A 12,665-nucleotide genomic window follows, 5' to 3' on the forward strand; every position below is an offset into this window, starting at 1 on the left:
ACGGAGCGCCGGGCCGGTCCTCCAAAAATCGGGAGGGTCAAGCCTCGCAGGCGGTGATGAGCGTCTCCACCTCGTCGGTGAGGGCCCGGGCCAGGACGTCCAGGTCCGGTACCGCCTCCGCGTCGGCGACGAGGCCGTAGTGGACATGGCCGCGATACGTCGAGACGGCGATCGCCAGGGACTGGCCGCGGGCCAGCGGGGCGAACGGGAAGACCTGGGTGACCGGGTTGCCGCCGAGCTTCAGGCCGAAGCTGGGCAGCGGCACGCTGGTGACGAGGATGTCGAACCACAGGCGGGCGGCCTGGCTCACCAGAGGCCCGCCGAGGCGGTGGCCGAGGGCGGGGACGTGATCGGCGAGCAGGGCGACGGCGCCGGCGCCCCGGCCGGGCCCGGCGTCCTTGTTGCGGTCCATGGACGCGCGGACCGCGCCGAGGCGGCCGAGCGGGTCGGGGTCGCCGACGGGAAGCCGTATCAAGTAGCCGGAGAGCCGGTTGCCCTGGGGGTGCGCGGTGCGCGGGCGGCGCTTGGAGACGGGGATGAGGGCGCGCGGCGCGACGCCCTCGCTGCCGTCGCCGCGTTCGTCGAGCCAGCGGCGCAGGGCTCCGGCGACGACGGCGATCAGGACGTCGTTGACGGTCCCGCCGACGGTCTTGCGCACGCGGTGCACGTCGTCCAGGTCGAGGACGACGCCGGCGGTGCGGCGGGTGCCGGTGGGTTCGGCGGTGAGCGCCGGGACGGGGCGGGTGCCCAGGCTCGACACGGCGACCGAGGCACCGATGTCGAGGGCGCGCCCGACGTCGGACAGGGCGCCGCGCACCAGGCCGGGCAGTCTGCGCACGTCGGGCAGGCGTCCCCGGGCCGGCTCCGCGGCGCGGGGCCGGGGTGCGGGCAGATCCATCGGGTCGAGGACGGCGGCGGCGAGGCCGAGCGCGCGCAGCCCGTCGGCGAGGGCGTGGTGGAACTTGAACAGCACGGCGAAGGAGACGCCGTCCGCGCCGGGCAGCACATGCGCCTCCCACGGCGGGCGGCCGCGCTCCAGGGGGCGTTCCATGAGGCGGCCGGCCTCGGTCTGGAAGTCGGCGGTCGGGGCGTGCAGCCGCACGTGGTTCAGCGGGTCGAAGCGGGGGTCGGGTTCCCGGGCGGCGCCGCCGACGGCCAGCGGCCGGCGCAGGTCGAGCCGTGGGCCGAAGGGCTGCCAGACGTCGCGGATCCGCATGCGCAGTCCGGGTACGGCGGCGGCGCGGGCCGCGAGCAGATCGGCGGCGTGGGCGCCCGCGGTGGGCGAGGTCGCCGAGAAGATACCCAGGGCACCGAGGTGCATCGGGTGCTCGGGGGACTCGATGTTCCAGAACGCCAGGTCGAGGGGTGCCAGCAGATCTTCAGTCAAGGGGTTGCCTCGCGTCGACGACGGGTGAGGCAGCAGTCAATCCCCTGCGGGCGATTACGGTCAAGTACGATCAGGCTACGTACAGTTAACAGCGGATTAAGTCTGCGCCATTTTGGGCCATCTTGCCCCGTCGGTACCCCTTCGACACCTACGTCACGCGCTGGCCCTTCCCGAGCGCGATCACCCCGGACTCGGAGACGGTGTACAGCTCGGCGTCCCGCTCCGGGTTCACCCCGATGGTGGCTCCCGGCGGCACCTCGACGTTCTTGTCGAGCACCGCCCCGCGCACCACCGCGCCCCGGCCGATGTGCACATTGTCGTGCAGCACCGAGCCCTGCACGACGGCGCCCGGGTCGACCAGCACACCCGGCGACAGCACGGACCGGGAGACCTGTCCCCGGATCAGACAGCCGGCGCTGATGATCGACTCGCTGGCCATGCCGCCCGCGTTGAAGCGGGCCGGCGAGAGCTGGTTGGAGTGGGTGTAGATGGGCCAGCTGCGGTTGTACAGGTTGAAGGCGGGGCGCTCGGCGATCAGGTCCATGTGGGCCTCGTAGTACGCGTCGAGCGTGCCGACGTCACGCCAGTAGCCCTGGTCGCGGCTGGTCTCGCCGGGGACGTGGTTCTCGCTGAAGTCGTACAGGTGCGCCTCGCCGCGCGCGGTGAGCTGGGGCAGGATCGAGCCGCCCATGTCGTGCACGGAGTCCTCGTCCTCGGCGTCGCGCTGGAGGGCCTCGATGAGGGCCTTGGTGGTGAAGATGTAGTTGCCCATCGAGGCGAACACGCAGTCCGGGTCGTCCGCGAGGCCGGGCGGGTCGGCGGGCTTCTCCAGGAAGCGGTCGACGGTCCGTCCGTCGGAGCCGGGGGTGATCACACCGAAGGACGACGACTCGGCGCGCGGCACCCGGATCCCGGCCACCGTGACGCCGGCCCCGCTGTCGATGTGCTGGGCGAGCATCTGGCGCGGGTCCATGCGGTAGACGTGGTCGGCGCCGAAGACGGCCACGTACTCCGGCCGCTCGTCGTAGACCAGGTTCAGCGACTGGAGCAGGGCGTCGGCGCTGCCCAGGTACCAGCGCGGGCCGAGCCGCTGCTGGGCGGGGACCGGGGTGACGTAGTTGCCGAGCAGGCTCGACATCCGCCAGGTGGTGGTGATGTGCCGGTCCAGCGAGTGCGACTTGTACTGCGTCAGCACACAGATGCGCAGGATGTCGGCGTTGACGAGGTTGGACAGCACGAAGTCGACGAGCCGGTAGGTCCCGCCGAAGGTGACCGCGGGTTTCGCCCGGTCGGCGGTCAGGGGCATCAGCCGTTTGCCCTCTCCGCCCGCCAGTACGATCCCGAGCACCGAAGGTCCGCCACGACGCATGGGCCGCTCCCCTCACCTGGTAGAACCAGTCTTGCCCCACCCCGCCCGAAACAACCCTGTCCGACGATCTCGGGCCTTACGCCTGTGCGCGGACCTTCTCGTAGAGCCGGACGGTGCGGCGGGCGACCGTGTCCCAGCCGAACTCGGCCACCGCGCGTTCCCGCCCGGCCTCGCCCATGCGCCGGGCGGCCTCGGGGTTCGTGAGCAGCGCGTCCAGCGCCCGGGCGAGCCCGGCCTCGAAGGCGTCGTCCAGCGGGACGAGCAGCCCGGTGCGGCCGTCCTCGACCACCTCCGGTATCCCACCGACCCGGGACGCCACGACGGGGGTGCCGCAGGCCATCGCCTCCAGGTTGACGATGCCGAGCGGTTCGTACACCGAGGGGCAGACGAACACGGCCGCGTGGGTGAGCAGCTGGATCACCTCGGGCCGGGGCAGCATCCGCGGGATCCAGTGCACCCCGTCGCGCACCCGGCTCAGCTGCTCGAACAGCTCGCGGAACTCCCGGTCGATCTCCGGCGTGTCGGGCGCGCCCGCGCACAGCACGACCTGCGCCGCCGGGTCGATGTCCCGCACGGCGCGCAGCAGCTGGGGCACGCCCTTCTGGCGGGTGATCCGGCCGACGAACAGGACGTACGGACGGTCCGGGTCGAGGCCGATCCGGGTGAGGGCGTCGGTGCCGGGGTCGGGGCGGTACAGGGTGGTGTCGATGCCGTTGTGCACCACGTGGACCCTGGCCGGGTCCAGCGCCGGATAGCAGTCGAGGATGTCGGCGCGCATGGCGCCGGAGACGGCGATCACCGCGTCGGCGGACTCGATCGCGGTGCGCTCCGCCCAGCTCGACAGGGCGTATCCGCCGCCGAGTTGCTCGGCCTTCCAGGGGCGCAGCGGCTCCAGCGAGTGCGCGGTCATCACATGGGGGACGCCGTGCAGGAGCTTGGCGACATGGCCGGCCAGATTGGCGTACCAGGTGTGGGAGTGGACGAGTTCGCGGCCCTCCAGGGCGGCGGCCATCGCCAGGTCCACGGAGAAGGTGCGCAGCGCGTCGTTGCCCCCGTCGAGCGCGGCCCACGGGCGGTGGCGCAGCACCCCGGCGGCCTTCTCGCGCGGGGTGACCTCGCCCCAGCAGTGCACGTCGAGGTCGACCAGGGGTCTCAACTCCCGGGCGAGGAACTCGACATGGACGCCCGCTCCGCCGTACACGTCCGGGGGGTATTCCCGGGTCAGCAGTCCCACTCGCACCCGGAACCCCCCGTTCTTCGTGGCCGGTTCCCCCATGGTCACCCAGACGCGGCGCGTGGGGAAGAGCGCGGGGGCCGGGTGAAGCAGCAGTCGCCGCAGACACCGCCGCCCGGCACCCGGTAGTAGAGGCAGCAACTGCGGCGCCGGGCCCCGTCGAGGGTTCCCGCCAGGTACGGGTGCGTGAGCAGGCGCGCGGTCAGGTCACGGGCGGTGCGGGCGACGTCGGCGCGCCCGTGCGCCCGTGCCCACCGCTCCAGCTGCCGGGCGGCGCCGGCCAGCGCGGAGGCCGCGTTGCCCCGCAGCAGCCCTTCGGCGAGCCGGTGCTCGGCGCGCAGGGCCGCGGCGAGCGGTTCGAGGTGGCCGCGCAGGACGACATCGGCCAACTCGTCCGTCGGCGCCGGGCGTACGGCCGTCAGCCACAGGTCGTCCGGCGCGCTCGCGCCGGGGTCCCAGCGCAGCAGGCCGGCGTCCAGGTCGGGGAGCCGGCCGTGGAGCGCGGCGCAGCCCAGGGCGACGGACCACAGCCGGGCCGCGAGTGCCTGGTGGGCGACGGACGCGGCGACGCGCTGCTCGGGGGCGTGGATACCGAGGGCCACTTTCCGGACGCGGAAAGACAGCGGATCTCCGTAAACATCCGACGTCCGGTTCGCGTACGCGTCCGCGAGGGTCGGCAGCGGCCGGGGCGGCTCTCCGGCCGCGCGTAGGACGAAGAAGCCGCCGAGCGGGCGGAGGGCTGCGAGTCCGGGGGCGAGGTCCACGAGGTGCAGTAGTACCAAGGGCGCCCGTGGGCGGCATCTAGGGGGTGGCCGAGACCGACACCCGCCCTGGGGAGGAGGGGCGTTGCCACGTACTCCATCGGCAGTAGGACGCATTGAGTGCTCAGGTACGACGACGGGAATGGCGTGAGGGGGGATCGTGTTGGCTATGGAAGCCGACCGTTCGCCACGCCGGGCCCCGCGGCCCCGCCCCACGCAGAGGAGCACTTCATGAGCGCCCTCGCGTTGTCCGTGGTCCTGTCGCTCGTCTCCGCCGTCGCCTACGCGGCCGGGGCGATCGTGCAGGAGCAGGTCGCGGTCTCCTCCCCCGACGAGCAGTACGCGCCGATGCGCCGCCCGAGCTGGTGGGCGGCGATCGCGCTGAACGGCCTCGGCGGGCTGCTGCACGTCGTGGCCCTCGCCTACGGCCCCCTCAGCCTGGTGCAGCCGCTCGGCGCCCTGACGATCGTGTTCGCGCTGCCGATGGCGGCGCTCTTCGTGGGCCGCAAGGCCGGCAACACCGCCTGGCGCGGCGCCGTCATGGCGACGGTCGGTCTGGCCGGTCTGCTCTCCGTGGTCGGCTCCTCCGACGCGCAGTCGCTGAGCGGCGCCCAGCGGGCGAGCGTGGCACTGGTGACCGGCGGTGCGGTCGTGGCCCTGATGATCGCGGGCCGGGCGGCCCACCGGCATCCGGCGGTGCGCAGCGTGCTGCTGGCGACCGGGTCGGGCATCGCGTTCGGCATGTCGTCGGTGTTCACCAAGACCGTCACGGTCGACTGGACCGGCGGCCTGCGGGCGACGGAGTTGCCGACGTTCGGCGCGGTCGCCGTGTTCGCCGTCGCCGGTGTGCTGCTGTCGCAGGCGTCCTACCGGGGCGCTGGCCTCGCGGCCCCGCTGGCCACCCTGACCGTGGTCAACCCGGTGGTCGCGGCCGCCGTGGGCATCACGATGTTCGGCGAGACGTTCCGCTACGGCACCACGGGCACGGTGCTCGCGCTGGGCTGCGGTGTGGTGGCGGCGGGCGGGCTGATCCTGCTCACCACCGAGCGCATCGGCGGCCCGGAGCAGGTGCCGGCCACCGAGGCGCGGACGGCCGAGGACGCCCGGCCCGAGCCGGGGATTCCGGCGCCGGCCGAGCCGGTCGTGATCCCGGCGCCCGAGCTGCCTGTAGTGCCCGACACGGTGCCGGACCTCCTCGACGCGGTGCCGGAGCAGCCGCTGGCCGCGCTGAGCGAGGGCGTGTCGGCGCCCGCGGCCGACAACGAGCCCGCCGCCGGTCCGACGCCGTTGTACGGGCCCTTCTACAGCTGGCCGTACGCCTCGTACATCCCGATGCCGGTCCTCGACCGGCATCGGATACGGGTCAAATACTGACGCCGCCGGCCCGGAGGTAGGCCACCGGGTCGATGTCCGTGCCGAAACCGGGCCCCGTCCGCACCTCGAAGTGCAGATGCGGGCCCGTGCTGTTGCCCGTGGAGCCCGAACGGCCGATGCGCTGACCGGTGTTGACCGACTGCCCGGAGCGCACGGAGATCGCCGACAGGTGGGCGTACTGCGAGTAGTGGCCGTCGGCGTGCCGGATGACGACCTGGTAGCCGAAGGAGCCGCCCCAGCCCGCGTCGACGACCTCGCCCGCCCCGACCGCCCGCACCGACGTGCCGGTCGGCACGGGGAAGTCGACGCCGGTGTGATAGCCCTTCGACCAGGAGGAGCCGGTGGCGTGGTACGGCGTCCCGGTGGCCGCGGTGACGGGTGCCACGCGCGTGGCCCGGTCGGACGCCACATGGGTGGCCCGCTCGGCCGCCTTGTGGTGCTGGGGCTTGGCCGCGGTCCTGGGCTTCGGCTTCGCCTTCGGCGGGGCGCTGCGGGGCGGTGCGGCGGCCTCCTTGGCCCTGGCCCGGTCCGTCAGGCTCAGGCGCTGGCCGGGCAGGATCAGGTCGGGGTCGGCGCCGATGGTCGTCCGGTTGGCCGCGTAGAGCCGCTGCCAGCCGCCCTCGACGCGGCGTTCCGCCGCGATGCCGGAGAGCGTGTCGCCCCGGACCACCGTGTACATGTCGGTCTTCCCGGCCCGCGACTGGGGCGTGGTCTGCGGCTGGACGTCCGGCGCGGAACGCCGGGCGGACGAGGTCTTCGCGGGGCCGCTCCGTGTGCCGGCGGGGTGGATGTCCGGGGTGTCGCCGCCCCGGCTGAGCCCGGCCCGTACCGAGCAGACCGGCCAGGCGCCCGGCCCCTGGCCGTCGAGCACCTTCTCCGCCACGGCGATCTGCTGGTCCTTGGTGGCCAGATCCGCGCGTCCCGCGTACTTCAGGCCGCCGTACGCCTCCCAGGTGGACTGGGTGAACTGGAGCCCGCCGTAGTAGCCGTTGCCGGAGTTGATGTTCCAGTCGTCGGTCGACTCGCACGCGGCGACCTTGTTCCAGGTGTCCACGTCGGCCGCCTGGGCCGCGCCGGCTCCTATGAGGGGGATCGCCATGCCGGCGCCGCCCGCGGTCACGGTGAGCGAGGCTCGGTTGATCCTGTTCGGCTGATACCGGCGATGCCGGCCGCGTACGGCCATGTCTCAAGCCCCCTCGACGCGCGTCAGGAGGGGCAAAAGTACGCGCTGTGAACAGGCCAGGACAAGGCGGCAATCGGCCGCGTCCGTCCGGCAAGTGGCGCATAACCGACGTGCTTTGGCCGGATCTCCCGCGCCGACGGTGAGGCGAACTGCGCCTTCCGTGCGTACTCATGCCCGCCGGACCGGTGTGCGGTCCGCGTACCGGCACGTCAGCATGGTCGAAGGACCATACTGGCGAGCACGACCGGCACCACCTCTACGTGATTGACGAATCTTCGAGGAGCAGGCGGTATGAGCAGTTCAGCCCAGATCGGCGTCACGGGACTCGCGGTCATGGGCCGCAACCTCGCCCGGAACTTCGCGCGCAACGGCTACACCGTGGCCGTGCACAACCGGACCTCGGCCCGGACGCGCGCGCTGGTGGAGGAGTTCGGGCACGAGGGAGAGTTCGTCGCGGCCGAGACCGCCAAGGAGTTCGTGGCGGCGCTGGAGCGTCCCCGCCGACTTGTGATCATGGTGAAGGCCGGGGAGCCGACCGACGCGGTGATCCAGGAGTTCGCCCCGCTCCTGGAACCCGGCGACATGATCATCGACGGGGGCAACGCGCACTTCGCCGACACCCGGCGCCGCGAGCGTGAGCTGCGGGAACACGGCATCCACTTCGTCGGCACGGGGATCTCCGGCGGCGAGGAGGGCGCGCTGCACGGGCCGAGCATCATGCCGGGCGGGTCGACCGAGTCGTACGACTCGCTCGGTCCGATGCTGGAGAAGATCTCCGCGAAGGCGGCGGACGGGGCGCCCTGTGTGACGCACGTGGGCCCCGACGGCGCGGGCCACTTCGTGAAGATGGTGCACAACGGCATCGAGTACGCCGACATGCAGCTGATCGGTGAGGCGTACCAGCTGCTGCGGGACGTCGGCGGGTACTCCCCCGGGCAGATCGCGGAGATCTTCCGGACGTGGAACACCGGGCGGCTCGACTCGTACCTCATCGAGATCACGGCCGAGGTGCTGTCCCATGTGGACGCGGCGACCGGTAAGCCCTTCGTGGATGTCGTGGTGGACCAGGCGGAGCAGAAGGGCACGGGCCGCTGGACCGTCCAGATCGCCCTCGACCTGGGCGTTCCGGTGTCCGGGATCGCGGAGGCCGTCTTCGCGCGGTCGCTCTCGGGCCACGCGGCGCTGCGGGACGCGTCGCGGGGGCTGGCCGGGCCCACGGCGTCCCCGCTGAGCGAGGCGGAGGCGGGCGCGTTCGCCGACCGGGTCGAGCAGGCGCTGTACGCCTCGAAGATCGTCTCGTACACGCAGGGATTCCATGAGATCGCCGCGGGCAGCGAGGAGTACGGCTGGGACATCGACCTCGGGGCGGTGTCGTCGATCTGGCGGGGCGGGTGCATCATCCGCGCGGCGTTCCTGGACCGGATCCGTGCGGCGTACGACGCTCGGGCCGATCTGCCGAGCCTGCTGTCCGACGAGACGTTCGCGCGCGAGATCGCGGCGGCCCAGGACGACTGGCGCGAGGTGATCATCGCCGCGACGCGACAGGGAGTGCCCACGCCCGGGTTCTCGGCGGCGCTCGCCTACTACGACGGGTTGCGGGCGGAGCGGCTGCCGGCGGCGCTCACTCAGGGGCAGCGGGACTTCTTCGGGGCGCACACGTACCGGCGGGTGGACCGGGAGGGCTCGTTCCACACGCTGTGGGGTGGGGATCGGTCGGAGGTGTCCGCCTAGCCCCCCCGCCCCTTTTCGTCGGTGGGCCCCCGCTCGTCGGGGGCCCACCGTCGTTTCAGCTCAGCGGCGGGCCCGGTTCCGGGTTGGGGACCGGCTCCGGGCCCGGGGGGATCGGAGACGGGCTGGGGTCCGGGACCGGGGTGGGAGGCTGTGGGGGTGGTGCGGGTGTGGGGGTCGGGTCCGGGGGCGGTGGGGGCTCAGGGTTGGGGCCGGGCGTGGGTGGGGGCTGGACCGGGTCCGGGTAGGGGTTCGTCATGACGTCCTCCGCCAGTCGGTGAACCGTGGCTCTGGACTACTGCCCCGACTACCCCGCGGCCCGGCCCGCACTCACCCTTCGGCGTCACCCCCGACGGCCATGTGGCCTCAGAAGCGGCCGGGGTGGGCCGCCAGCCAGGCCTTCGCCGCGCGCAGCAGCTCGGGGTCGGCGGCCGGGGCCTCCTCGGGGTGGCGGGCGGCCCACTTCACGACGTACGGGCACAGCGGTGCGACCGGGACGCCCTCGCCGGCCGCGATCGTGTACAGCTCGCGGGCCAGGGAGCCGGCGATGCCCTTCCCCTCGTGGGCCGGTTCCACGATGGTGTGCACGGGGACGAGCGCCCGCTCGGGGGACTCCAGGACGAAGTACTCGATGTGGCCGACGACGTCCCCGTCGGCGCCGACGGCTTCGAGGCGTCCGTTCGCCCGGTCGTCGCGGATCTCGATGTCGCTCATGGGCACGCTCCTCGGGGGAAGGTCAGGCCGACACGGCCTGCGGGCTGCGCTCCTGGTCGGAGCCCGGCACCGGCTCCGAGGGGTCGGCCCCCAGGGCCACGATCCGGTTGTCGCGGTCCACGTGCACGACCCTCGGCACCAGGGACCGGGCCTCGGCGTCGGAGACCTGAGCGTAACTGATGATGATCACGAGATCGCCGGGGTGGACGAGGTGGGCCGCGGCACCGTTGATCCCGATCACGCCGGAGCCGCGCTCGCCCTCGATGACGTACGTCTCCAGGCGGGCGCCGTTGGTGATGTCGACGATGTGGACGAGCTCGCCGGGCAGCAGGTCGGCGGCGTCCAGCAGATCGGCGTCGATGGTCACCGATCCCACGTAGTGCAGGTCGGCCTGGGTGACCGTGGCGCGATGGATCTTGGACTTGAACATGGTGCGCAGCATGTTGGACTCCTGGAAGGTGGCTCCCTGCCGGCTTTGTGCAGGTCAAGGGCGGTCGTTACTGTACACCGGCACGCGTCGGAGCCGATGACTGTGAGGAACATCGCTTCACTCGGACGATAGGGTTCCCTGCCTGCGTTTCCGTGCGATCCAGGGCTGATGCTGATCAGACGCTGACTTGCTTGGCGATACGTCAGTTATGAGAGGTGGGCCCATCAACCCCATGCCCGGCTGACCCGGCGGCCCGGTCGCAGGCGGTGCGCAGTGGAGGTGGGTCCGCCGGGCACGACCGGTGGCGGTCTGATTTCCTACACGTGCGGTGCGCCGACGTGTTGCAACAGCCTTCGGACGTAGGTGGCACGGCCTCGAAGTAGCGCCGCTGGGCCACACGTCAGGGGGCGTTGCCGTTACCTCGGGGCATCCTGTGGGCACTCGCGGGGGCATCCGACGAGGAGGAGCCATGTCGTCACAGGACGTTTTGGTCGTGGTTCTTCTGGCGGATCCGGATACGCCGACGGAGATCGCGCAGCGCATGGCCCGGATGCTTCCTGATCGGCTCGCCGCCAGGTCGGACCAGGGACGACGGTTCGACGTCACGGTGGTCAGCGAGCCCTTCACCGCAGGGGTCGAGGACCCGCTCACCTTGATGCACCGGATCTTGGACCGCGGAAGTGACGGGAACTGGGACATCGTCGTGGCTCTCACCGACCTTCCGCTGCACTCGCAGGGGGTCAAGCTCGTGGTGGATCTGAGTCACGAACACGGCTTGGCGCTGCTGTCCCTTCCCACGCTCGGGGGCTTCCGGCTGCAGACAAGGGCCCGGCGGGCCGTGGAAGAAGCGGTGCTCAGCTTGGCGGGCCCGTGGACCACGGGGGTTGAGGAGTCGCCGGGAAGTCATCCGCTGCGGGGACCCTTCACCGGTCGTCTCGCGCCCATCCGTCCGGCCCGGGTCGGTGAGGAGGAGATCGCCGATCTGCGGTACGTCGTCAGTGGGCCGCGCGGTTACCTGAGGGTGCTCGGCGGTATGGTCCGCGCGAACCGGCCCTGGCGCTTGGTGCCCGGCCTGTCGAAGGCCCTGGCGGCCGCGCTCGCCACGGGGGCGGTCGCCACCGTGAACTCCACCGTCTGGAGCCTTGCCACCTCCCTGAGCACGCCACGCCTGGTGATCGCCATGGTCGGGTCGGTCGCGCTGATGATCGGGTGGCTGATCGTGGACGCGAGCCTGTGGCATCGAACGGACGAGGTGTCGCCGGAGGCGAGGAAGAAGGCGACTCTCTACAACGCCTCGACGGTCGTGACCGTGGGTATGGGGGTCGTGGTCTGCTACGCGGGCTTGGCGGTCATCAACCTGGTCTGGGCGCTCTTCATCCTCAACGACCGGCTGTTCGCCTCCATGACAAGAACCCCGCTGCACGCCACGGAGTACTGGACGCTGGCCTGGTTCGTCGCTTCGGTCGCCACGGTGGGCGGCGCGCTGGGATCGGGCCTGGAGAGCGACGAGGCGATCCGGGCGGCCGCCTACTCCAAGCGTGAACAGGAGCGTCGCAGCGCGCTGCAGGACGACCACGTCACTGACGGGTGACCTCAGTCAAAGGTGCGCATCGGCACGAGGCAGGCACCGGTGAAGAAGTACAACCGTCGTCCTGCACCCCGCCGGACATGGCAACGGCCACAAGCTCGGCGAGGCGGACACCCGTGACGTGGCCGCGAGCCTTCCGGGAGGCCATGCGATCGGGGCTCACGATCGAGGAGACCCGGCTGGAGCCCCTGCTCGCGCTGCGCGCGGCGGCTGGGGTGGCGATCGTCATCGCGTCGGCGCTGTGGCTTGTCTCCCCTGCGTATGCCGCGTCCGTCAAACAACGGACGTTCATTTTGCCCGTCTCAGGCCGGCGCCCGGCCGCACCCCGCAGTCAGATGAACCGTCGTGCGACGGTAAGGGCCCGGCGTCCCGAAGCCGGGATGCCGGGCCCTTACCGAGGCCGCGATCAGGCGGGGCGGATGTTCTCAGCCTGCGGGCCCTTCTGGCCCTGCGTGACATCGAACTCGACCTTCTGGCCCTCCTGCAGCTCACGGTAGCCCTGGCTGGCGATGTTGGAGTAGTGGGCGAAGACGTCGGGGCCGCCGCCCTCCTGCTCGATGAAGCCGAAGCCCTTCTCGCTGTTGAACCACTTCACTGTGCCCTTGGCCATGACTGTCTCCTTTGAGGGAAACCGGGCACGCACCCTGCGCGACCGGGAGGTGATCGCCCTGGTCCGGAGAGGCGCTGCACAGCAAGAACGCCCGTGAGGCGATCACGGGCGAACGGAGCTTCGGAACCACGACTGCTGATCACAACGCTATAACGCCAGGACGGAAGCCGCCAGCGAAAACGCGCCAGCATCCTGCCCGGAACGAAGGGAGACTGCCCAGGGGCCCTCTCAGCCCACTTGCTCCTGGGCGCCGAGGACACCCGAGTCTCGACTACTGCGAGTGACCA

General features: G+C 71.8%; 11 protein-coding genes. 3 read left to right on the plus strand and 8 right to left on the minus strand.

The annotated features are described in order from the left end of the window. Positions 1-37: 37 nt before the first annotated feature. The 4 genes from ACZ5NW_RS21535 to ACZ5NW_RS21550 form a co-directional block, all read right to left on the minus strand. Entirely contained in the window at positions 38-1,387 is a 1,350-nt protein-coding gene (locus ACZ5NW_RS21535) for a wax ester/triacylglycerol synthase family O-acyltransferase (protein WP_468745472.1), read from the minus strand. 148 nt (positions 1,388-1,535) lie between these two features. After that, the gene (gene glgC / locus ACZ5NW_RS21540; RefSeq protein WP_468745473.1) at positions 1,536-2,756 is read right to left on the minus strand and encodes a glucose-1-phosphate adenylyltransferase; all 1,221 of its coding nucleotides are present in this window, start codon (positions 2,754-2,756) and stop codon (positions 1,536-1,538) included. Between the two features lie 76 nt (positions 2,757-2,832). Next, positions 2,833-3,996, minus strand: coding sequence for a glycogen synthase (glgA, locus tag ACZ5NW_RS21545; protein ID WP_468745474.1), 1,164 nt, complete (start codon positions 3,994-3,996; stop codon positions 2,833-2,835). 38 nt (positions 3,997-4,034) lie between these two features. Further along, complete coding sequence (locus ACZ5NW_RS21550) at positions 4,035-4,772, minus strand: (2Fe-2S)-binding protein (RefSeq protein WP_468745475.1); 738 nt, start codon at positions 4,770-4,772, stop codon at positions 4,035-4,037. 210 nt (positions 4,773-4,982) lie between these two features. On the opposite strand from ACZ5NW_RS21550, the gene ACZ5NW_RS21555 reads away from it, so the two are divergent. Next, positions 4,983-6,125: a DMT family transporter gene (locus ACZ5NW_RS21555; protein WP_468745476.1), complete on the plus strand. Its 1,143-nt coding sequence runs from the start codon at positions 4,983-4,985 to the stop codon at positions 6,123-6,125. Here ACZ5NW_RS21555 and ACZ5NW_RS21560 read toward each other — a convergent pair. Continuing rightward, a complete protein-coding gene (locus ACZ5NW_RS21560) occupies positions 6,115-7,308 on the minus strand; it encodes a transglycosylase family protein (RefSeq protein WP_468745477.1) in 1,194 nt (397 codons plus the stop codon). The two genes, ACZ5NW_RS21555 and ACZ5NW_RS21560, sit on opposite strands and share 11 nt — an antisense overlap. A gap of 291 nt (positions 7,309-7,599) precedes the next feature. Between ACZ5NW_RS21560 and gndA the strand changes: the two genes are divergently transcribed. Beyond that, positions 7,600-9,039: an NADP-dependent phosphogluconate dehydrogenase gene (gene gndA / locus ACZ5NW_RS21565; RefSeq protein WP_468745478.1), complete on the plus strand. Its 1,440-nt coding sequence runs from the start codon at positions 7,600-7,602 to the stop codon at positions 9,037-9,039. A gap of 363 nt (positions 9,040-9,402) precedes the next feature. On the opposite strand, the gene ACZ5NW_RS21570 is transcribed toward gndA, so the two are convergent. Both ACZ5NW_RS21570 and panD read right to left on the minus strand, forming a co-directional pair. Then, the gene (locus ACZ5NW_RS21570) at positions 9,403-9,750 is read right to left on the minus strand and encodes a GNAT family N-acetyltransferase (RefSeq protein ID WP_468745479.1); all 348 of its coding nucleotides are present in this window, start codon (positions 9,748-9,750) and stop codon (positions 9,403-9,405) included. A 22-nt stretch (positions 9,751-9,772) separates the two neighbouring features. Further along, positions 9,773-10,192 carry an aspartate 1-decarboxylase gene (panD, locus tag ACZ5NW_RS21575; RefSeq protein WP_468745480.1) on the minus strand — a complete coding sequence of 140 codons (420 nt, stop codon included), beginning with the start codon at positions 10,190-10,192 and terminating at the stop codon, positions 9,773-9,775. Between the two features lie 457 nt (positions 10,193-10,649). Between panD and ACZ5NW_RS21580 the strand changes: the two genes are divergently transcribed. Then, complete coding sequence (locus ACZ5NW_RS21580) at positions 10,650-11,771, plus strand: hypothetical protein (protein WP_468745481.1); 1,122 nt, start codon at positions 10,650-10,652, stop codon at positions 11,769-11,771. A 403-nt stretch (positions 11,772-12,174) separates the two neighbouring features. Here the strand turns inward: ACZ5NW_RS21580 and ACZ5NW_RS21585 are convergent, their stop codons facing one another. After that, entirely contained in the window at positions 12,175-12,378 is a 204-nt protein-coding gene (locus ACZ5NW_RS21585) for a cold-shock protein (RefSeq protein ID WP_014670069.1), read from the minus strand. Positions 12,379-12,665: the final 287 nt, after the last annotated feature.

It is taken from the genome of Streptomyces sp. NPDC032126 (assembly GCF_055580085.1).

What these genes read in the sequence shown, in the direction of transcription:
- glgC (WP_468745473.1), bottom strand. Translation starts at nt 2,756, where the DNA reads ATGCGTCGTGGCGGACCTTCGGTGCTCGGGATCGTACTGGCGGGCGGA.
- ACZ5NW_RS21555 (WP_468745476.1), top strand. Translation starts at nt 4,983, where the DNA reads ATGAGCGCCCTCGCGTTGTCCGTGGTCCTGTCGCTCGTCTCCGCCGTC.
- ACZ5NW_RS21560 (WP_468745477.1), bottom strand. Translation starts at nt 7,308, where the DNA reads ATGGCCGTACGCGGCCGGCATCGCCGGTATCAGCCGAACAGGATCAAC.
- gndA (WP_468745478.1), top strand. Translation starts at nt 7,600, where the DNA reads ATGAGCAGTTCAGCCCAGATCGGCGTCACGGGACTCGCGGTCATGGGC.
- ACZ5NW_RS21570 (WP_468745479.1), bottom strand. Translation starts at nt 9,750, where the DNA reads ATGAGCGACATCGAGATCCGCGACGACCGGGCGAACGGACGCCTCGAA.
- panD (WP_468745480.1), bottom strand. Translation starts at nt 10,192, where the DNA reads ATGCTGCGCACCATGTTCAAGTCCAAGATCCATCGCGCCACGGTCACC.
- ACZ5NW_RS21580 (WP_468745481.1), top strand. Translation starts at nt 10,650, where the DNA reads ATGTCGTCACAGGACGTTTTGGTCGTGGTTCTTCTGGCGGATCCGGAT.
- ACZ5NW_RS21585 (WP_014670069.1), bottom strand. Translation starts at nt 12,378, where the DNA reads ATGGCCAAGGGCACAGTGAAGTGGTTCAACAGCGAGAAGGGCTTCGGC.